The sequence below is a fragment of the Telluria sp. ZT3P25 genome (assembly GCF_059685895.1).
The window spans coordinates 2,668,444-2,688,899 of the sequence record NZ_JCASIJ010000001.1 but is presented as its reverse complement, the minus strand read 5'-3'; the positions used below and the strand labels follow the sequence as shown (position 1 = coordinate 2,688,899).

Sequence of the window (20,456 nt, the reverse complement as noted above, 5' to 3'; positions counted from 1 at the left end):
CGCCCACCCCACGGATAAAAGAAGGATGCGGATTATTACGTGTTTTGCAGCTGTTCAGCCGTCAGCAGGAACACCGCATCGTCGCCGATGCTCGTGGTCAGCCAGGTCAGGCCCAGGTGGCCGAACGCGGCTTCGGCGTACTCGCGCTCGTTGCCGATTTCAACCACCAGGATGCCTTCCGGCGTCAGGCGCTCGGCGGCGCCGGCGATGATCTTGCGCACCAGGTCCATGCCGTCTTCGCCGCCGGCCAGCGCGATCTGCGGCTCGACCATGTATTCCTGCGGCAGCGTGCGCATCGATTCAGCGTTCACGTACGGCGGGTTGGTGATGATCAGGTCGTATTTCTTGAACGGCACGTTTTCGTACAGGTCGGACTCGATCGGGTTCACGCGTCCTTCGAGTTTGTATTCGCGGATATTCGTTTCGGCCACGGCCAACGCATCCTTCGAGATGTCGATCGCATCGACCACCGCGTTGGCAAACGTATCGGCCATCATGATTGCCAGGCACCCGCTGCCGGTGCACAGCTCGAGCACGTTTTCCACGCCATCCGGGTCCACCAGCCACGGGCTGAACTGCTGCGGGATCAGCTCGGCAATGAACGAGCGCGGCACCAGTACGCGTTCGTCGACATAGAAGCGGTATTCGCCCAGCCAGGCTTCTTTGGTGATGTAGGCGGCCGGCACGCGCTCGGTCACGCGGCGCTCGATCACGGCCAGCACCTGCAGCACTTCGTCGTCCAGCAGCTTGGCGTCGAGGAACGGCTCCAGGCGGTCGAGCGGCAGCTTCAGGGTGTGCAGGATCAGGTAGGCGGCTTCGTCGAAGGCTTCGATGCTACCGTGGCCGAAGAACAGCTTGGCGCCGTTGAAACGGGTGATCGCATAGCGCAGCAGGTCGCGCGGCGTGGAAAATGAGGTGGTGGTCATGGCCTGGATGATGGGTTGTAAGGCTTCAAGCGGCCAGCAGGCGCTGGAGCGTACGGCGATAGATATTCTTCAGGGGATCGATGTAGCGCAGTTCGATGTGCTCGTCGATTTTGTGAATGCTGGCGTTCGGTGGGCCGAATTCTATCACCTGAGGGCAGATGCGGGCGATGAAGCGGCCATCCGAGGTCCCGCCCGAGGTCGATAATTCGGTCTGGACGCCCAGTTCGTCGCTGATCGCGGTGCAGACGGCGTCCGACAGCGTGCCTTTCTCGGTCAGGAAGGGCAGACCCGACAAGGTCCAGTCGAGATCGTAATCCAGGCCATGGCGGTCGAGGATCGCATGCACGCGCGCCTGCAGGCCTTCGGCCGTGCTGGCGGTCGAGAAACGGAAATTGAAGTCCAGGCTCACGCTCCCCGGGATCACGTTGTTGGCGCCGGTTCCGGCGGCGATGTTCGACACCTGCCAGCTGGTGGGCGCGTAGTACTCGTTGCCTTCGTCCCAGACTTCGAGCGTCAGCTCGGCCAGTGCCGGGGCCATCTGGTGGATCGGATTGCGCGCCAGTTGCGGGTAGGCGATGTGGCCCTGGACGCCGTTGACGATCAGGTGGCCCGACAGCGAACCGCGCCGGCCATTCTTGATCGTGTCGCCCAGCACGTGGTTCGAGGTCGGCTCGCCCACCAGGCAATAGTCTGGCGCAACGCCCCGTTCTTCGAGCAGGTCGCAGACGATGGCGGTGCCGTCGACTGCCGGGCCTTCTTCGTCGCTCGTGATCAACAACGCGATCGAGCCCTGGTGGTCAGGATGCGCGCCGATGAACTCTTCGCAGGCGATGACCATCGCCGCGATCGAGGTCTTCATGTCAGAGGCGCCGCGCCCGTACAGCTTGCCGTCGCGCTGCGTCGGCATGAATGGTTCGGATGTCCACTGGTGCAGCGGACCGGCCGGCACCACGTCGGTATGGCCGGCAAACACGAACAGCGGCGCATTCTCGCCCTTGCGCGCCCACAGATTGGTCACGCCATTCGAGACGATCGTCTCGCACACGAAGCCCAGCGGCGCCAGCAGTTCGATCAGGCGCTGCTGGCAGCCCTTGTCCTGGGGCGTGATCGAGTCGAGCGCGATCAGCTCTTCGGTGAGCAGCAGGGTGCGTGATGGTCTCATGCTGCCGCCCCGAATTTTTCTTCAAATGCAGCCGGCGAAAAACCGACCGTCACAGGCCCGGCGCCTTGCACGACCGGGCGCTTGATGACCGACGGATTTTCGAGCATCAGCGCGAGCGCGCTGTCGGCATCGACGATGGCCACCTTGCGTTCGTCCGGCAGGTTGCGCCAGGTGGTGCCCTTGCGGTTGACCAGGGTCGTCCAGTCGAGGTCTTGCAGCCAGGTTGTCACCACTTCAGGGGCAAGTCCTTGCTTCTTGAAATCGTGGAAGGTGAAGTCGATGCCGTGGTCTTGCAGCCAGGTGCGGGCTTTCTTGACGGTGTCGCAATTGGGGATGCCGTAGAGGGTAGTCGTCATGGGATATGCGGGAAAGAGGGCGGCAGCGCCGCCCCGGAAGATCAGGAATTGAGCGTGAACTCGGTAAACGACGCGCCGCCCTTGGGCTCATTGGCCTTGTCGTCCAGCTGCTGCTGGACCTGACTATCGGGCCCGTTGTTGAGCAGCCAGAGCAGGTTGGTAGCCGAGTCGGCGTTGGCCAGGCCTTCGTCCTGCGTCACGTGTCCTTCCTTGATCAGGTGGAACAGGGCGCCTTCGAACGATTGCGAACCGGCCGACAGGCTCTTGTCCATCGCTTCCTTGATCTGGCTGATTTCGCCCTGTTCGATCAGGTCGGCGATGTAGCGGGTGTTGAGCATGACTTCGACTGCCGCGCGGCGCGCGCCGCCGGCAGCGGCCTTGACCAGGCGCTGCGACACGATGGCCTTGATGCTCGACGCCAGGTCCTGCAGCAGTGCGTTGCGGTTTTCCAGCGGGTAGAAGCTGATGATACGGTTCAGTGCGTTGTAGCTGTTGTTGGCGTGCAGCGTGGCCAGCACCAGGTGGCCGGACTGCGCGTAGGCCAGCGCCGCCTGCATCGTTTCGCGGTCGCGGATTTCGCCGATCAGGATGCAGTCGGGCGCCTGGCGCATCGAGTTTTTCAGCGCGATGCCGAAGTCGTGCGTGTCGCTGCCGATCTCGCGCTGGTTGACGATCGATTTCTTGTTTTTGAAAAGATATTCGATCGGGTCTTCCAGCGTCAGGATATGCCCGGTGCGCAGGTCGTTGCGATGGTCGAGCATCGACGCGATGGTGGTCGACTTGCCCGAACCGGTGGCACCCACGACCAGCATCAGGCCGCGCTTTTCCATGATCAGTTCGGCCAGCACGGGCGGCAGGCCCAGTTCGGCCAGCGGCGGGATGGTCGCGGGGATGTAACGGAATACGGCCGAGATCGAGCCGCGCTGGCGGAACGCCGACAGGCGAAACCGGCCTACGTTGGCGACCGACACGCCCATGTTCAATTCGTTGTCGCGCTGGAGTTCGTCGATCTGTTCTGGCGTGGCGATCTCGGACAGCAGCGACAGGATGTTCTCGGGTTCGAGGCGATGCTGGTTGATGGGGATGAGCGCGCCGTTGATCTTGATATGCACCGGGGAGTTCACGGCGAAGAACATGTCGGACGCGTTCTTCTCTTTCATCAGCTGGAACAGGCGGTCCATGGCCATGGCATCGTCTCCGTCAATCGGGGGAGTTACAAGAGCCGGTTGGGCAGGGCAGGCATGCCGCCCCGTTCAACCGGCCGTACTGACTACGTGCGCAATCAGTCGCCGCGCAGCAGATCGTTGATGGCCGTCTTCGAGCGGGTCTGTGCATCGACGCGCTTGACGATGACGGCGCAGTACAGGCTGTACTTGCCGTCGGCGGATGGCAGGCTGCCCGACACGACGACCGAGCCCGACGGCACGCGGCCATACGATACTTCGCCGGTGGCGCGGTCATAGATCTTGGTCGACTGGCCGATGTACACGCCCATCGAGATCACCGAGTTCTCTTCGACGATCACGCCTTCGACGATTTCGGAACGCGCGCCGATGAAGCAGTTGTCTTCGATGATGGTCGGGTTGGCCTGCATCGGTTCGAGCACGCCGCCGATGCCCACGCCGCCCGACAGGTGAACGTTCTTGCCGATCTGCGCGCACGAACCTACCGTGGCCCAGGTGTCGACCATCGTGCCTTCATCGACGTAGGCGCCGATGTTGACGTACGACGGCATCAGGACCACGTTCTTGCCGATGAAGCTGCCACGACGGGCCACTGCCGGCGGCACGACACGGAAACCGCCGCGTGCGAAGTCTTCTGGCGTGTAGTCGGCGAACTTGGTCGGGACCTTGTCGTAGAACTGGATGTCGCCCGAGGCGACCGGCACGTTGTTCTCGAGGCGGAACGACAGCAGCACGGCTTTCTTGATCCACTGGTTCACGACCCAGGTGCCGGTGTCCTTCTGCGCGACGCGCAGGCTGCCGTCGTCGAGGCCCGCGAGCACATGGGCGACTGCGTCACGCAGTTCGGCGCTGGCGCTGTTCGGGCTGATGTCGGCGCGCTGTTCCCAGGCGGTGTCGATGATGTTCTGGAGTTGTTGGGTCATGGTGCTGTTCTTGGTTGGAATGAATTCAAGGGTGCAGAGGCGTCAGGTGAGGCCCTGGCAGAACTGGACGATGCGGTTGGCCGCTTCCAGTCCTTCGTCGACGCTGGCCACGAGGGCCATGCGGATGCGGTCCTGGCCCGGGTTCTGCCCGTGCGCATCGCGCGCCAGGTAGCTGCCCGGAAGGACCGTGACATTATAGTCGGCGTACAGGCGCCGTGCGAAGTCGACATCCGACAGGCCGGTGCGGCGCACGTCGGCCCACAGATAGAAGCCGGCGTCGGGCAGTTCGACGTCCATCACGTTCTTGAGCAGCGGCGTGATGAGATTGAACTTCTCTTTGTACAGCGTGCGGTTGTCCTGCACGTGCTGCTCGTCGTTCCAGGCCGCAATCGACGCCGCCTGCACCGGTGGCGACATCGCGCCGCCGCAGTAAGTGCGGTACAACAGAAAACGCTTCATCGCCACCGGGTCGCCTGCCACGAAGCCCGAGCGCATGCCCGGCACGTTCGAGCGCTTCGACAGGCTCGAGAACACGATCAGGTTGCGGTAAGGCTGCTCGCCGCTGCTGCGGCCAAGCTGGTGCGCCGCTTCGAGCGCCCCCAGCGGCGGGGTGCTGCCCGTGTAGATCTCGGAATAGCATTCGTCGGCCGCGATCAGGAAGCCCCAGCGGTCCGACAGCGCGAACAGGTCGCGCCAGTCGTCCAGCGTCAGCGTGGCGCCGGTCGGGTTGCCGGGCGAGCAGACATACATCAGCTGCACGCGCGGCCACACGTCATCTGGCACGCTGGCATAGTCGGGCGCGAAATTGCGCCCCGGCTCGGAGTTGACAAACCACGGCGCGGCGCCGGCCAGGTAGGCCGCGCCCTCGTAGATCTGGTAGAACGGGTTCGGGCATACCACCAGCGGATCGGGCCTGGACGCGTCGATCACGCACTGCGCGATGGCAAACAGCGCCTCGCGCGAGCCGTTCACTGGCAGCACCATCGTGGCCGCGTCGAGCGCCGGCAAGCCGTAGCGCCGTTCGAGCCAGCCAGCGATCGCGGTGCGCAGCGGCTCGCTGCCGATCGTGCTCGGATAACTGGCCAGGCCCGATACCGCATGCATCAGCGCTTTCTCGATGAACGGGGGCGTCGGATGCTTCGGCTCGCCGATGCCAAGACTGATGGGCGAATAGTCCGGGTTCGGTGTGACGCCGGCAAACAACTGGCGCAGTTTTTCGAACGGGTAGGAATGGAGTTTGTCGAGATGGGGGTTCACGGCGATACCAGTGTGCGCTTTTGGCTAATTTTTCATTATAGCGCCAGGAATCGCCGCCACGGCGCATACGCTTTAAGTGATTTGCGGTAACATCTGACGTCAATACCCACCTTCAATGTTCACGTCGAAAGCCGATTTTCCGTGCCGATCAATTACGCGCGTAGCCTGACCGGACACGCCCGCACGCCGGGCGCCAACCGCCACCTGGGCGTGGCGCTGGCCTTTGTCGCCGGGGCCATCAATGCCGGTGGTTACCTGGCGGTGCGCGAGTACACGTCGCACATGACCGGCATCATCTCGAGCGCGGCCGACCATCTGGTGCTCGGCCAGACCGACCTGGTGCTCGCGGCATTGGGCGCCTTGGTCAGCTTCATGCTGGGCGCGTCCTGCACCGCGATCCTCGTCAATCTCGTGCGGCGCCAGGGCCTTTACAGCGGCTATGCACTGCCGCTGGTGTTCGAAGCGATCCTGCTGCTGGTATTCGGCATCCTGGGCGCACGCCTGAACGACATCGATGCGCTGTTCATCCCGCTGACGGTGATGCTGCTGTGTTTCATGATGGGTTTGCAGAACGCCGTCATCACCAAGGTCTCGCACGCCGAAATCCGCACCACCCACATGACCGGCATCGTGACCGACATCGGCATCGAACTGGGCAAGCTGGCGTACTGGAATATGGATGGCGGCCGGCACCAGCCCAAAGTGACGGCCAACCTGGGGCGCCTGGGCCTGATGATGGCGCTCCTGGCTGCCTTCTGCATCGGAGGCGTGGTCGGAGCCCTGGGCTTCAAGCACCTGGGTTATCTGTCGACGATTCCGTTGGCCGCGTTCCTGTGCGTGCTGGGGATCGTGCCGGTGGTCGACGATGCGCTGCACGTGCTGGGGCGCGGGCGGCGGGCCGGGCACGACGCCTGACCGCTCAGGCGGCCTGTTCGCGCCAGGCCCCCGGATTGATGCCGCTCCACTCACGGAACGCATGGGTGAACGCGCTCTGGTCCTGGAAGCCCAGCAGGAAAGCGATATCGGCCAGCCCCAGCTCGCGCCGCCGCAGATAATCCTGCGCCAGCGCAAAGCGCACCGCATCGAGGACCTGCTGAAAGCTCGATCCGGCGTCGGCCAGCTTGCGCTGCAGCGTGCGCGCCGACAATCCCAGTTCGGCCGCGACCGGTGCCAGGCGGGCCCGGCCGTCGGGCAGGCGCGGGGTGAGGACCGTCGTCACCTGCGCCACGATGCCGTCGGCGGTCATCGTGCGCTGCGCCAGCAGCCGTTCGGCATGCTGGTGCAGCACGGGAAACAGGCTGGTGTCGGCATTCGGCACCGGCATGGCCAGCAGCGCCACGTCAAAAGCGGCGCCATGGCACGGCGCATCGAACGTCGGCACGACGCCCAGCACGCGCCGGTATTCATCGTGGCCAAGGCGGGGATCGGCATGCCTGAAGTGCATCGCCTGCGGCGTCAAGGCTCGCCCCGCCATCCAGCTGCCGAACACGCGAATGCCGGCGTACACACTCTCGGCCAGGTGCCGCGTGGCGTCCGGATAGCGGCTGATCCATTCATACAATGCGTGCGGGCCTTCGATGGCAAGCCGGCTGCGACCCAGGTCGTGCGCCAGCGGTTCATAGCGCTGGGCCAGCGCCAGCGCGTGGCCGAAACTGCTGCTGGCCAGCAGCATCAGGCCATATGCGCTGTACGTGGCAGGGCGCACTTTTTCACCGACATGCAAACCGAAAAACGGATCGTTCGCCAGCCGCGCGCCGGTATCGAGGAGGGCGATGTAGCGTGTTGTCGACAACGTGTCGGGAAGCGGAGAGAGTGCGCCGCCAGCCAGGCCGGTGGCGTTCGCAAGCGCGTGGGGTGTCACGCCGCGTTCGAGGGCAGTATCGAGCAAGGTCTGGAGATAGGGGCCGGTCACGCGGGCGGTATCCGGCAGGCGTGGCGTGATCGAGCAAGGCAGTGTCATGAATGCGCAATACAGTTGGCAAGGCCCTGACTAATCTGGCAAAAAGGGCAACTTGTGCCCAAGTATAACGAAGAAGGCGGTTTGATGCGGTGTTGTAATGGCTGGGGTGACGAGGCAAACGACATGCAACTGTGCCAGCAGAACGCCCGCTGGCGCTGGCCCGGTGGCGCCACCTGTCCGGCCCGGCGGGTGACGCCATGATGACCTTTCCACCACCACGCGACTGGGACGTGCTCGTCATCGGCGGCGGCATCACCGGTGCCGGCATCCTGCTCGAGGCAGCGCGGCGCGGTCTGAAGGCACTGCTGGTCGAGCAGGCCGACTTCGGCTGCGGCACCTCGAGCCGCTCGTCCAAACTGATGCACGACGGCCTGCGCAATGTGGCCGCCGGCAGCCTGCGCCGCACTCGTGACGCGGTGGCCGAGCGCGAAGCGCTGCTGCGCGCCGTTCCCGGCCTGGTCGATGCGCAGCCGTTCGCGTTCGCGAACCATGGCGCCGACCTCACGCGCCGCCTTGGCTTGCTGTCGATGCTGCGCGTGGTCGACCTGCTCACGGGCCGGCGCGAACCGCAATGGCAGCGCCAGGACGCCCTGCGCAAACCGGCCCCGGATGCGCCCGATCCGCGCAGCGCCGGCAGCATCCGCTATACCGACGCCAAGACCGACGATGCGCGCCTCGTGCTGCGCGTGCTGGGCGAGGCGCGTGCCCATGGCGCGGTGGCCTGCAATTACGTCACCGTGCAGTCGCTCGTGCGCGATGGCGGCAAGGTGCATGGCGCCTTGCTGCGCGATGAACGCACCGGCGCCGAGACGGCAGTGCGCGCGCGCGTGGTAATCGACGCCACCGGCGCACCGCCTGCGCTCGCCGGCGCCGGCGTTAACGACGGGCAGCCGCGCCTGCGCTGGCTGCGCGGCAGCCACCTGCTGTTGCCGGCCGACCGCCTGCCACTGACCGACGCCGTCAGCCTGCTGCATCCGGCCGATGGCCGCCCGGTGTTTGCGTTTCCGTGGGAAGGCGTGACGCTGGTCGGTACGGCCGACGTCGACCAGACCGACGACGTCAATGCCCAGCCGAGCATCACGCGGCGCGAATTCGATTACCTGATGGCGGCCGTGCAAGCCCAGTTCGCACCACTGGCGCTGGTCGATGCCGACGTGCTGGCCACCTTTGCCGGTGCGCGCCTGGTATTCGACAGCGGCAGCGACGGCCTGTCAATCAGTGACAAGCGTGAGCACCTGGTGTGGTCCGAACCCGGTCTGGTCTCGGTCGCGGGTGGCACGCTGACAACCTTCCGCCTGGCCGCGCGCGACGTGCTGCGCGAGGCGGCGCGCCAGTTGTCGGGCGCGCCCCTGCGCACCGAGCGCGGGGCCGTGTTTGCACGGGCCAGCGTCCCGGCGCGGCGCGACCTGCCGCCCAACGTGCTGCGCCGGCTCACGGGCCGTTACGGCGCGCACGTCAAGGCACTCCTGTCCGCCGCGCAGGCAGGAGAGCTCGAATGCATTCCGGGCACGCACACGCTGTGGGCCGAGCTGCGCTGGGCGGCACGCGCCGAACAGGTGTACCGGCTCGACGACCTGCTGCTGCGCCGCACGCGCCTGGGCATCCAGCTGACCGATGGTGGCGCGGCGCTGATGGGCCGGGTGCGCGCGATCTGCCAGAAAGAGCTGGGATGGGACGATGCGCAATGGGACGCGCAGGAAAAACGCTATATGGCTGCGTGGCGCCTGCAGCACGCGGTGCCGCCTGCCACGTGACGGGCAGGCTCAGGGCGCGCGTTGGCCGCGCACGGTGTCCAGCATCGTCCCTGCCTGCAGCATGACGACCTGATTGCGCCCGCGCGCCTTGGCTTCGTACATGGCACGGTCGGCCGAGACGAACAGCGAGCGGATATCGTCGAACAATGTCGGCACGATGCAGGCCACGCCCACGCTGGCCGTGACCACGCCGGCGCCGTCAGCACGCGGATTTGGCATGGCCAGCTGCTCGATATGGGCACGGATCGATTCACCCAGGCGGGCCGCGCTCGGGCAGCTGGTATCGGCCAGCAGTACGACGAATTCTTCGCCGCCATAGCGCGCCGCCAGATCGGTCGGGCGCATCGCATGCGTTTGCAGCGCCTCGGCGATCGCCTGCAGGCAGGTGTCGCCGGCGGCGTGGCCCAGGCTGTCGTTGTAGCCCTTGAAGTGGTCGACGTCGATCACGATCAGCGACAGCGGCTGGCTGCTTCTGATCGCGCGCTGCCATTCTTTGTCGAGAAACGCGTCGAAGTGGCGGCGGTTGGCGATGCGCGTGAGCGGGTCGACCAGCGCCGCATGCTGCAGCGCCGTCTCGGATTGCTTGTGGTGCGTGATGTCGTGCAGCAGGATGACGAACAGGCCTTCGTCGCCGGCCATCGGCGACAGGCCCAGGTCGATCGCGCGCAGCGTCCCATCGGGCTGGCGCAGCCGCACTTCACGCGTGCCGCGGCAACGCGCAGCGGCCTGCTCATCGGCCGGGTTGGCGAAGAAGGCAGCGTAGTCCCGGTCTGCCGGCGGCTCGATCAGATCGCACAGCGGCCGGCCGGCAAGCAGGCTGCGCGGCTGCGCCAGGAAGCCTTCGCTGGCCGGGTTGGCGAAGGCGATGCAGCCGTCGGCATCGACGAGCATCAGGCCTTCGTCCATGCCATCGACGATTAGCTGGAGGCGTTCAGCCTGCTGCTTCTGGCTGTCGCTGCTGCTGCGCAGGCGCAGCTGGGCGCGCACGCGCACGCAGACTTCGGCCATGCGCACCGGCTTGGCGATGTAATCCGCTGCACCCGTGTCAAAGCCGGCGACGACGTCTTCGGTCTCGCCGCATTCGCTGACGAAAATGACGGGAATATGGGCGGTGTCGGTCGCGCGCTTGAGGCGGCGGCAGATTTCCAGGCCGTCGAGGTCGGGCATGCGGACGTCGAGCAGGATCAGGTCGGGCTGCACGCGCAGCGCGATGTCGAGCGCGCGTTTTCCGGTACTGGCGACGAAGGTCTGGTAACCCTGCTGTCGCATCATGTCCTGCAACAGGCCGACGCTGTCGGGGGCGTCATCAACGATCAGAATGGCGGATTGGCGCGCCGGGGCTGCAAGCGCTAGAGCAGGGTGCATCATCAGTTGCAGTAAGACCTCATCAATGTGACGAAATCATACCCGCAATCCGAGGCAATCAGACAACTGATCTTGCCAGAAACTCAGCACCTGATGATGTTGTTGCAATAATGCAACCAAATTGTCATGGGCCCGCGCCTTGCACGCGGGCCGATGGGCAATTACAGCATGCCGGCAATGAGCTTACCGAGGATGGCGATGCCTTCGCGGATGCGTTCCGGCGGCACCGTCACGAACGACAGGCGCAGCGTGTTCGACGCCGGATCGTTGGCGTAGAACGGCGCGCCCGGCACGAATGCCACTTTGGCGGCCAGCGACTGCTCGAGCAGTTTCATGGCGTCGATCTGCTGCGGCAGCGTGACCCAGATGAACATGCCGCCTTCCGGTTCGGTCCAGCTGACGCTCGTTGGAAAGTGTTCTTTCATCGCGTCGAGCATGCACTGGCACTGATCGCTGTACAACTGGCGGATGGTCGGGATGTGCTGGTCGAGGAAACCGTCCTTGACGACTTCATGCACGACCATCTGCGTCAGCTGCGCAGTGTGCAGGTCGGCGGCCTGCTTGGCCAGCTCGAGGCGGCGCACCAGCGGCAGCGGGGCGCACACGTAGCCGAGGCGAATGCCTGGCGTGAGCACCTTCGAGAACGAGCCCATGTAGATGACGCCGTCCGGGTTCATCGCGACCATCTTCGGCATCGGCTCGCCGCGGTACGACAGCGAACCGTACGGATCGTCCTCGATCAGCGGGATGGCCAGGCGCGCGCAGGTTTCCACGAGTTCGCGGCGGCGCTCGAGCGACAGGCTGCGGCCGGTCGGGTTCTGGAAGTTCGGCAGCGAGTACAGCATGCGCGCGTCCTTGGCGACGGCATCGATCGACGACGGCACCAGGCCATGTTCGTCGGTGTCGACCGATTTGAATTCGGGGCGGTACACCGAGAACGCCTGCAGCGCGCCCAGGTAGCTCGGGGTTTCGACCAGCACGCGGCTGCCTTCGTCGACCAGCACCTTGCCGAGCAGGTCGAGCGCCTGTTGCGAGCCGGACGTCATCAGGATCTGTTCCGGCAGGATGGTCGAGCCTTCGGTCGACAACGAATTGGCAATCCATTCGCGCAGTGGCGCATAACCGTCGGTCGGGCCGTATTGCAGCGCCACTTTGCCGGCTTCGCTCAGCACCTTGTCATAGGCCGCTTTCATGCGCTCGACCGGGAAGGTCGCAGGCGATGGCAGGCCGCCGGCGAACGAAATGATGTCCGGACGCTGGGTGATCTTCAGGATTTCGCGGATGAACGAGCTTTGCAGCTGCGCGGCGCGTTCCGAGAACTGCCACTGGATAGGATTGGGGTTTTCGATTTTCATACTTGTCTCGCAGGAAGGGGCACGGTCGTGCCGGGCCATTATATAGAACACGCCGGGTAGGCGATCTCTTGTCGGCGGACGGCGCCGGGTCAGCGCCACCCGTAATGACAGTAAAGGAAACACCGGCGAATGTGCGCCGGTTATTGCCACGCAAACGCTGTGTTTATGCCACTTCGACGATCATTTCGATCTCGACGCAGGTACCGCGCGGCAGCGAGGCAACGCCAAAGGCCGAACGCGCGTGCTTGCCGGCGTCGCCGAACACTTCACCGATCAGTTCCGACGCGCCATTCGTGACCAGGTGCTGTTCGTTGTAGTCCGGGGTCGATGCGACCAGGCTCATGAGCTTGACGATGCGCTTGACGCGGGTCAGGTCGCCGCCGACCGCTTCCTGCAGCGTGCCGATCAGGTCGATGGCGACCGAGCGCGCAGCCGCCTGGCCGTCGGCGGTGGTCTTGTCGCGGCCCAGGATGCCGGCATTCGGCGAACCGTCGGCATTCTTGGCGATGTGGCCCGAGATGAACACGAGGTTGCCGGTCTGGACGTACATGACATAGGCCGCGGCCGGGGTGGCTGGCGCTTCCAGCGTGATGTTCAGTTCTTTGAGTTTGTCGTAGACGGTCATGGAATTTCCAGGGTGCGTGAATGAATCCGATATTGTACGTCGAGCGCAGGTAGGCGAGCGAACCATGCTGCCCGTCGTGCGGCCCGTTGTGCGGCCAATCATGAGGCCTGACGGCGTACCTGCAGTCGACGGCCGGCGCATACGACCCCGATCACGGCCAGTGCGAACAGGCAGTTGTTCAGTGCCAGCCGCTCGCCGAGCAGCACCGCCGCGCCGAGCAGGCTCATGAACGGCTGCAGCAGCTGCACCTGGCCGACTCGCGCGATTCCGCCCAACGCCAGGCCGCGATACCAGAAAAAGAAGCCGACGAACATCGAGATCGCCGTGACATACGCCAGCCCGACCCAGGCGGCGGGTCCGACGGCGGCGAAGTCGACCGGGTGGCGCGCAAGATGCCAGGCCAGCGTCGACGCAGCGAATGGTATGGCCAGCAGCAGCGCCCAGCAAATCGTCTCGGGTCCACCCAGCGTGCGAGCCAATTTGCCGCCTTCGGCATAGCCCATCGCGCCGGCGGCAAGCGCCGCAAACATCAGGAGGTCGGCCGGGTGCAGCGCGCCGCCACCCTGGAACAGCGCGAACGCCACCACGATCGCCGCGCCGAGCACGGCCATGAGCCAGAAGGCCAGCGAAGGCCGCTCGTCGCCGCGCAGCGCTGCATAGATCGTTGTCATCAGCGGCAGCAGGCCGGCCAGAACGGCGCCGTGCGCAGCGGGCAGGACGCGCAACGCCATTGAACTGAGCAGGGGAAAGCCGATCACCACGCCCAGCATCACAAGGCCAAGAGGCAACCAGGCGCCCCGTGGCGGCAGCGGGGCCCGGCGCCAGACAAGCCAGCCGGCAGCCAGCGCGGCCGCGCCCAGCGCCCGGGCCAGCGCCGCGAACAGCGGATCGAGATCCATGACTGCCATGCGGGTGAACGGCATGGTCAGGCTGAACATGGCCACGCCTGCCAGCCCGAGCAGCATGCCGCGGGTTTCGTCGTGGCTGGTGGACGACGCGGGGTGGGCGATGGCGGTCATGCGGTTCCTTCGGCAGGGGTTGTGTCATTGAAGTACTTGGGACTATCCTACGACCACTGACCAATACAGTCCCAGTACAGTTGTCCCGATAATTTACCCACTGTGGTGGAGCGATGACCAATACACCCGCGTTTGACTTCACCCGTGCCGAGGGGCCCCTCGCCGAGCAAATCGTGCGCGCGGTGGCCGCGCACGTCGACGAGCGCCTGCTCAGGCCTGGCGCGCGCATGCCGTCGATTCGCCAGTTCGCTGCCAGTCACGGCGTCTCGCCGTTTACCGTGGTGGCAAGCTACGACCGGCTGGTGGCGCAGGGTTATCTGGAATCGCGTCGTGGCGCCGGCTTCTTTGTACGAGAGCGGCAGCCGGTGCCGGCGCGGCTGGCAACGCAACCAGCCGCCGTGCCGGATTCGCTCGACATCGCCTGGCTGGTGCGCAGCATGTTCCGCCAGGCCCCGCTCGGTTTTCAACCCGGTTCCGGGGTGTTGCCGGCCGGCTGGCTGGATGGCCCGGCGGTGGCCAATGCGCTGCGCGCGCTGAGTCGCCAGAATTGTGATGGCCTGCTGGGCTATGGCCCGCCGCACGGCTTTTTGCCGCTGCGCCAGCAACTCCAGCTGAAGCTGGCCGAGATGGAGATCGAGGCCGCGCCGGAGCAACTCGTGACCACGCTCGGCGTGACCCAGGCGCTCGACCTGGTGGCACGCGAATTCTGCCAGCCGGGCGACACGGTGCTGGTCGACGATCCGGCCTGGTTCCTGATGTTCGGATCGTTCGCGGCCCTGGGCCTGAAAGTGGTCGGCGTGCCGCGCCGGGCCGATGGGCCGGATCTGGCGCAGCTCGAGCACCTGGCTGCACTGCACCGGCCGCGCTTGTTCGTCATCAATTCGGTCTTGCACAATCCGACGTCGTCGTCGATATCGGCGGCCAAGGCATTCCAGGTGCTGCGCCTGGCCGAGCAGCACGAGTTTCTGGTCGTCGAAGACGATATCTACTGCGACTTGCACCCGGGTGGCGCCACGCGCCTGGCTGCGCTGGACGGCTTGCAGCGCGTGATCTACCTGGGCGGATTTTCGAAGTCGATGGCGGCCAATCTGCGGGTGGGCTTCATCGCCACCTCGCGCGAGCGCGCGCTGCGATTGTCGGACCGCAAGATGCTCGCCACACTCAGCACGAGCGACCTTGGCGAGCGGATCGTCTACAAGATCCTGAGCGAAGGCCATTACCGCAAGCATCTCGACCGCATCCGGGCGCGCCTGGACGGGGCGCGGCCCGGGGCGCTGCGCCGGCTTGAAACGCTGGGCCTGGCGGTCGAGTCGGCACCGGCTGCCGGCATGTTCGTCTGGGTCGATGCCGGCTGCGACACCAACGCGCTGACGGCGCGCGCACTTGGGTTGGACCTCTTGCTGGCGCCGGGCAGCCTGTTCTCGCCCGATCAGCAGCCGTCGACCCGCATGCGCCTGAACCTGGCGGCGCTGCAGGATCCGGCCGTCTGGCGCTTTTTAGAGACCCGCGGCGCTTGACGTCGGGATGTCTGGATATTGCTTATCAAAAATATCTCTTGAAATCCCCCGGCAGGGCCACATATGCGTCCGGGTCTGACCAACCCCTATTTGTCTTTAACGAGGAACAAGATGGCCCACGCCGAAAAAGAAACCCTTGGATTTCAGGCTGAAGTAAAACAGCTGCTGCAACTGATGATTCACTCCTTGTACTCCAACAAGGAAATCTTCCTGCGCGAATTGATCTCGAACGCGTCGGATGCGTCCGACAAGCTGCGCTTCGAGGCGATCAACAATGACGCCCTGTACGGCAACGACCACGAACTGAAAATCAAGGTGGCGTTCGACGCCGCCGCCAAGACGATCACGATCTCGGACAACGGTATCGGCATGAACCGTGACGAAGTGATCTCGCACCTGGGCACCATCGCCAAGTCGGGCACCAAGGAATTCTTCAGCAAGCTCTCCGGCGACCAGCAGCAGGACGCGGCACTCATCGGCCAGTTCGGCGTGGGCTTCTATTCGGGCTTCATCGTCGCTTCGAAAATCACCGTCGAGACCCGCCGCGCGGGTGCCGATGCATCCGAAGGCGTGCGCTGGGAGTCCGCTGGCGAAGGCGACTACAGCATCGAACAGATCGAAAAGGCCGGTCGCGGCACCGACGTGATCCTGCACCTGCGCGACGGCGAAGAAGAACTGCTGTCGGCATGGAAGCTCAAGTCGATCATCCGTAAATATTCCGACCACATCTCGCTGCCGATCGTGATGCAGAAAGAAGAGTGGGACGAAGAAAAGAAAGAAACCGTCCTGAAGGACGACGTCGAGACCGTGAACCAGGCCAGCGCGCTGTGGGCACGCTCGAAGAACGAGATCACCGAAGAACAGTACAACGAGTTCTACAAGCACGTCTCGCACGACTTCCAGGAACCGCTGACCTACACCCATAACCGGGTCGAGGGCCGCAGCGAATACACGCAGCTGCTGTACGTGCCAGCGCACGCGCCGTTCGACCTGTGGGACCGCAACAAGCGCGGCGGCATCAAGCTGTACGTCAAGCGCGTCTTCATCATGGACGACGCCGAGCAGCTGATGCCGACCTATCTGCGCTTCATCAAGGGCGTGATCGACTCGAGCGACCTGCCACTGAACGTCTCGCGCGAAATCCTGCAAGAGTCGCGCGACGTGCGCGTGATCCGCGAAGGCTCGACCAAGCGCGTGCTGGGCATGCTGGAAGAAATGGCGAACTCGGACGAGCAGGCCGGCAAGGACAAGTACGCGACCTTCTGGAAGGAATTCGGCCAGGTGCTCAAGGAAGGCGTGGGCGAGGATGCGACCAACAAGGACCGCATCGCCAAGCTGCTGCGCTTTGCCTCGACCGCCAATGACTCGGACGCCCAGACGGTCTCGTTCGCCGACTATATCGGCCGCATGAAAGAAGGCCAGGACAAGATCTATTACGTCACAGCCGACAACTACAACGCCGGCAAGAACAGCCCGCACCTGGAAATCTTCCGCAAGAAGGGCGTCGAAGTCATCCTGATGACCGACCGCGTCGACGAGTGGATGCTGTCGTTCTTTACCGAGTTCGAAGGCAAGGAACTGGTATCGGTCGCCAAGGGCGGCCTGGATCTGGGCGCGCTGGAAGACGAGACCGAGAAGAAGGAACATGCCGAGACCGAGGCTGGCTACAAGGAACTGGTCGAGAGCATGAAGGGTGCGCTGGGCGAGAAGGCCAAGGAAGTGCGCGTGACGTTCCGCCTGACCGATTCGCCGGCCTGCCTGGTGGCGGACGACAACGAGCTGTCGGGCAACCTGCTGCGCATGCTCAAGGCCGCAGGCCAGGACGCGCCGGAATCCAAGCCGATCCTCGAGATCAACCCGGACCACCCGCTGGTGCAGCGCCTGAAGTACGAAGACACGACGAGCCCGCGCTTTGCCGACTGGTCGCACATCCTGTTCGACCAGGCGATGCTGGCCGAAGGCGGCAGCCTGAGCGATCCGGCGTCGTTCGTGAAGCGCCTGAACGAGATGCTGCTGTCTGGCGCGAAGTAAGCGCTTGATCCGTTAGTGTGAAAGCCGCCGTTCCCGTTACCGGGAGCGGCGGCTTTTTTATGAGCGCGCATCGGCGCTGCTGGTCCACCTACAGGTGACGCACCTCGGCTGGCGCTGTATGCCAGTTGTCGTTGCGGCCATCGATGTAGCGCACCGGCGCCGCCATCAGCGCATCGACCGGCAGATTGTCCAGGCTGGCGACCGTTACCGCAATGAACGGGCCCGCAGCGACGGTGGTGAAGACATGGACGCCGCACACGCTGCAGAACGCGTGGCCGTCACGTTGCGCGCCGAAGCGGTAGTCGCGCAGCGTCTCGTGGCCCTGCAACAGGCGAAATGTCGTCGGCGCGATCACGCATGCCCAGAACCGCAGCTTGGTGCAGATCGAGCAATTGCACTTGACCGTGCCGGCGGCCAGGTCGATGTCGGCCTCATAGCGAACCAAACCGCAGTGGCAACTGCCGTGAAAGGTGGTCATTCAGGTCGCCATGTCATGGCCATGGCGAAGCGCCCAGGTAGCGCGGTCGATGCCGTACGCCGTGACGGACGTGCCATGCCACGTTTCCACGCCGCGATACGTCATGCCCAATTTGTCCATCACGCGCCGCGAGGCGGCGTTCTCCGGGTCGCAGATCGCGCATAGCAGCGGCACGCCCAGATCGTCGAAGGCGAAGCGTGCCATCCGCTCGGCTGCTTCGATCGCGTAACCTTGGCCCCAGCAATCGGGCCGCAGGCGCCAGCCGATTTCGTGCGGGTTGGATGTGTTGTGCTCAAGATGCTGGATGCAGCCGGCGCCGATCAACTCTCCCGAGTCGCGCTCGATGAGGCTCCACCACGCGTAGCCGAGCGTTTCCCAGCGTGCCTTGACGCGGGCGATCACAGCGTGCGTGTCGTCAGGTGTTTCAGGCTGGCCTGAAATGAAGCGCATAACGAGCGGGTCACTGTTAAGCCGGCGCAGGCCGTCGTAATGCGCATCCTGCATTGGCTCGAAGCGCAGCCGCGCGCTGTCCAGGACAGTCATCGTTTATTTCGTGATGTCAGAGCAAAACGCATCCAGCAAACGCAAGCCTTCGGGCCAGTCGCCATACCCCGCGTCGGTGGTGACGTGGCCGGCGTCGCCGATCTCGACCAGTTTGCTGCCCCAGGCGTCGGCAAACGACTGGGTGCGCTCGATGCTGGCATAGGGATCGTTCGTACTGGCCACGATCATGCTGGGAAACGGCAGCGGCGTGCGGGGGACGGGCGCCCAGTTACCGGCGGGGATCGGGAACGATGGCCGTTCGACGTCGCTGGGCGCTACCAGAAAGGCGCCCGCCACTTTCAGGGGCGAGCCGGACAGCGCCCAATGCGCCACCAGCATGCAGGCCAGGCTGTGCGCGACCAGCACCGGCGCGCCGCTGCAGCCGGCGATGGCTTCTTCCATCTCGGCCACCCACTCGTCACGGTCGGGATTCGTCCAGTCACGATGGGCCGCGCGGCGCCATTGTGGATGACGCTCGTGCCACAGCGATTGCCAGTGCTGGGGACCGGAGTTGAACAGGCCGGGCAAAATCAATACGTCACATGTCATCGTGTTTCTCCTTGATGGGGTTGAACGGCGCCGGCGCCAGTGCTGCCCGTTGCGCAGGGCGCCGGAGCGGGCGCAGCGCGTGCTCGAACAGGCGCTTGAACGCATCCTTGCGCTGCTCGGTCAGCATGCCCAGCAATGCGGTAGCGAGGGCGACGGCGGCCGACAAGGCCAGCACGTCGGTGATGCTGGCGGGATCATGCGGATACAGCTCGGGCCAGCCGATCAGCACCAGCGCATGTGCCAGGTACAGCGTCAGCGTGTAGGCGGCGAACAGCCGGATGGGGCGCGCCACGCGCAGCAGGGCGGTAAATCCGGCGAAGCGGGCGCAGGCAAAGTTGAGGACGACGATCATGCCAAAGGCATAGTCGGCCAGGAAACGATCAGCATTGCCGAGTGCGACGTGCTGGCCGAGCCAGCTGGCGCGGCCCGCAGCGCGCAGCAGTTCCTCGACGCCGTATGCCTCGTACGCGATCAGCAAGACCATGCTCAGCACCCAGCCGGCGCGCGCTGCGGTGCGGCTCAGGGTGTAGCGGGCCTGCCAGTGGTACAGCGCAACGCCGGCCAGCCAGACGGGTAGCAGCAGCCACAGCTTGTAGCCCATGAAGGCCAGCAGCAGGCCGATTGCCGGCAGGCGCCATGGCCGGCGTACATAACAGGCGACGCCAAACAGCACGTAGAACCAGACCTCGTAATTGAGGGACCACCAGGGGCCGAGCCAGGGCGGGTGCTCCGACAGTCGCCACAGGTCGCCCATGAACAGCAGGTGAAACGGAATATAGAACCAGGGTTTGGCCACCTGGTAGCTCGCATCCATGCCGGGCACATGCGGGCCCTGGCTCACCCAGGCGCACAGGAAGCCCAGCAGCAGGACGGGCAGGGCGACCGAATAGATGCGGGCGGCGCGCGCTACGGTGAAGTCGATCGCGTCAGGGCGGCGCATCTGCGTGGTGTAGGCAATGACGAAGCCGGACAGGACAAAGAACGCCATCACGGATTCGCGGCCCAGCAGCGTCCAGTGCTGTGAGCCGGGAATATCGACCAGCCTGAACATGCGCATGTGCATCAGCACCACGGCCAGCGCAGCCAGGAAGCGGACCAGGTCGAGGTACACCGAGAACGGCTGGTTGAGGGGAGTAGGGGTAGTGCGCATTCTGTTAATAGTAAAGCAAAACATCGTTTACACAATTTTTGGTCAGGGTAAGGCCCCTGAAAAAAAGTTCAAATTATTTTGCAGCGAACCTAAAGTTTCTGCGGGGCCGTCCGATAACAGTCCCAGATAGGCAGTAACCCGTCAAAAAAGTTAGTGAAAAATTTTGTCGGATCACCCTAAAGTCGGCAGCAAGGTTGCCGTTAATGGATGGACAGACGGGGGCAGGCAGGTTGTCAGGTCAGAAAAAATGTCGAGAATTTCTTCAAACTGACCCTAAAGTTCCTCCGCCAGCCGCCGTTAAA

General features: G+C 64.6%; 19 protein-coding genes. 4 read left to right on the top strand and 15 right to left on the bottom strand.

The features are described from left to right. Positions 1 to 35 precede the first annotated feature (35 nt). The 6 genes from prmB to dapC all read right to left on the bottom strand — a co-directional run bounded on the left by prmB (position 36) and on the right by dapC (position 5,808). Positions 36 to 926 carry a 50S ribosomal protein L3 N(5)-glutamine methyltransferase gene (gene prmB, locus AC56LY_RS11950; RefSeq protein ID WP_499579616.1) on the bottom strand — a complete coding sequence of 297 codons (891 nt, stop codon included), beginning with the start codon at positions 924 to 926 and terminating at the stop codon, positions 36 to 38. 25 nt (positions 927 to 951) lie between these two features. Then, positions 952 to 2,088, bottom strand: a complete 1,137-nt coding sequence (gene dapE / locus AC56LY_RS11945; RefSeq protein WP_499579615.1) for a succinyl-diaminopimelate desuccinylase — start codon at positions 2,086 to 2,088, stop codon at positions 952 to 954. After that, the gene (locus AC56LY_RS11940) at positions 2,085 to 2,444 is read right to left on the bottom strand and encodes an ArsC family reductase (protein WP_499579613.1); all 360 of its coding nucleotides are present in this window, start codon (positions 2,442 to 2,444) and stop codon (positions 2,085 to 2,087) included. The genes dapE and AC56LY_RS11940 overlap by 4 nt, the downstream gene beginning before the upstream one ends. A 41-nt stretch (positions 2,445 to 2,485) precedes the next feature. Then, positions 2,486 to 3,631, bottom strand: coding sequence for a PilT/PilU family type 4a pilus ATPase (locus AC56LY_RS11935; RefSeq protein ID WP_499579611.1), 1,146 nt, complete (start codon positions 3,629 to 3,631; stop codon positions 2,486 to 2,488). A 95-nt stretch (positions 3,632 to 3,726) separates the two neighbouring features. Further along, entirely contained in the window at positions 3,727 to 4,551 is an 825-nt protein-coding gene (dapD, locus tag AC56LY_RS11930; protein ID WP_343025451.1) for a 2,3,4,5-tetrahydropyridine-2,6-dicarboxylate N-succinyltransferase, read from the bottom strand. Positions 4,552 to 4,593: 42 nt separating this feature from the next. Beyond that, positions 4,594 to 5,808 carry a succinyldiaminopimelate transaminase gene (gene dapC, locus AC56LY_RS11925; protein WP_499579607.1) on the bottom strand — a complete coding sequence of 405 codons (1,215 nt, stop codon included), beginning with the start codon at positions 5,806 to 5,808 and terminating at the stop codon, positions 4,594 to 4,596. A 141-nt stretch (positions 5,809 to 5,949) separates the two neighbouring features. On the opposite strand from dapC, the gene AC56LY_RS11920 reads away from it, so the two are divergent. Further along, the gene (locus tag AC56LY_RS11920; RefSeq protein WP_499579604.1) at positions 5,950 to 6,723 is read left to right on the top strand and encodes a YoaK family protein; all 774 of its coding nucleotides are present in this window, start codon (positions 5,950 to 5,952) and stop codon (positions 6,721 to 6,723) included. A gap of 4 nt (positions 6,724 to 6,727) precedes the next feature. Here AC56LY_RS11920 and AC56LY_RS11915 read toward each other — a convergent pair whose 3' ends face one another. Beyond that, the gene (locus tag AC56LY_RS11915; RefSeq protein ID WP_499579600.1) at positions 6,728 to 7,768 is read right to left on the bottom strand and encodes an AraC family transcriptional regulator; all 1,041 of its coding nucleotides are present in this window, start codon (positions 7,766 to 7,768) and stop codon (positions 6,728 to 6,730) included. Positions 7,769 to 7,899: 131 nt separating this feature from the next. On the opposite strand from AC56LY_RS11915, the gene AC56LY_RS11910 reads away from it, so the two are divergent. Beyond that, entirely contained in the window at positions 7,900 to 9,522 is a 1,623-nt protein-coding gene (locus tag AC56LY_RS11910; RefSeq protein ID WP_499579598.1) for a glycerol-3-phosphate dehydrogenase/oxidase, read from the top strand. A gap of 9 nt (positions 9,523 to 9,531) precedes the next feature. Here the strand turns inward: AC56LY_RS11910 and AC56LY_RS11905 are convergent, their stop codons facing one another. The 4 genes from AC56LY_RS11905 to AC56LY_RS11890 form a co-directional block, all read right to left on the bottom strand. Continuing rightward, a complete protein-coding gene (locus AC56LY_RS11905; protein WP_499579596.1) occupies positions 9,532 to 10,890 on the bottom strand; it encodes a diguanylate cyclase in 1,359 nt (452 codons plus the stop codon). 158 nt (positions 10,891 to 11,048) lie between these two features. Further along, a complete protein-coding gene (locus AC56LY_RS11900; protein WP_499579593.1) occupies positions 11,049 to 12,242 on the bottom strand; it encodes an aminotransferase-like domain-containing protein in 1,194 nt (397 codons plus the stop codon). Between the two features lie 163 nt (positions 12,243 to 12,405). Next, positions 12,406 to 12,867 (bottom strand): RidA family protein, encoded by a 462-nt coding sequence (locus AC56LY_RS11895; protein ID WP_482899360.1) that lies wholly within the window; start codon positions 12,865 to 12,867, stop codon positions 12,406 to 12,408. 98 nt (positions 12,868 to 12,965) lie between these two features. Further along, positions 12,966 to 13,886 (bottom strand): DMT family transporter, encoded by a 921-nt coding sequence (locus AC56LY_RS11890; protein WP_499579590.1) that lies wholly within the window; start codon positions 13,884 to 13,886, stop codon positions 12,966 to 12,968. Positions 13,887 to 13,999: 113 nt separating this feature from the next. Between AC56LY_RS11890 and AC56LY_RS11885 the strand changes: the two genes are divergently transcribed. Together AC56LY_RS11885 and htpG are read left to right on the top strand one after the other, a co-directional pair. Continuing rightward, positions 14,000 to 15,403, top strand: coding sequence for an aminotransferase-like domain-containing protein (locus AC56LY_RS11885; RefSeq protein ID WP_499579588.1), 1,404 nt, complete (start codon positions 14,000 to 14,002; stop codon positions 15,401 to 15,403). A 111-nt stretch (positions 15,404 to 15,514) separates the two neighbouring features. Continuing rightward, entirely contained in the window at positions 15,515 to 17,434 is a 1,920-nt protein-coding gene (gene htpG / locus AC56LY_RS11880; protein ID WP_499579585.1) for a molecular chaperone HtpG, read from the top strand. Positions 17,435 to 17,522: 88 nt separating this feature from the next. Here htpG and AC56LY_RS11875 read toward each other — a convergent pair whose 3' ends face one another. The 4 genes from AC56LY_RS11875 to AC56LY_RS11860 are packed head-to-tail and all read right to left on the bottom strand — an operon-like array spanning position 17,523 to position 20,154. After that, positions 17,523 to 17,912, bottom strand: a complete 390-nt coding sequence (locus AC56LY_RS11875; protein ID WP_499579583.1) for a GFA family protein — start codon at positions 17,910 to 17,912, stop codon at positions 17,523 to 17,525. Continuing rightward, positions 17,913 to 18,455, bottom strand: a complete 543-nt coding sequence (locus AC56LY_RS11870) for a GNAT family N-acetyltransferase (RefSeq protein WP_499579580.1) — start codon at positions 18,453 to 18,455, stop codon at positions 17,913 to 17,915. A 3-nt stretch (positions 18,456 to 18,458) separates the two neighbouring features. Further along, on the bottom strand, positions 18,459 to 19,004 hold the full coding sequence (locus tag AC56LY_RS11865) for an RBBP9/YdeN family alpha/beta hydrolase (RefSeq protein ID WP_499579577.1): 546 nt from the start codon (positions 19,002 to 19,004) through the stop codon (positions 18,459 to 18,461). Then, positions 18,994 to 20,154 (bottom strand): acyltransferase family protein, encoded by a 1,161-nt coding sequence (locus AC56LY_RS11860; protein ID WP_499579575.1) that lies wholly within the window; start codon positions 20,152 to 20,154, stop codon positions 18,994 to 18,996. The genes AC56LY_RS11865 and AC56LY_RS11860 overlap by 11 nt, the downstream gene beginning before the upstream one ends. Positions 20,155 to 20,456 lie beyond the last annotated feature (302 nt).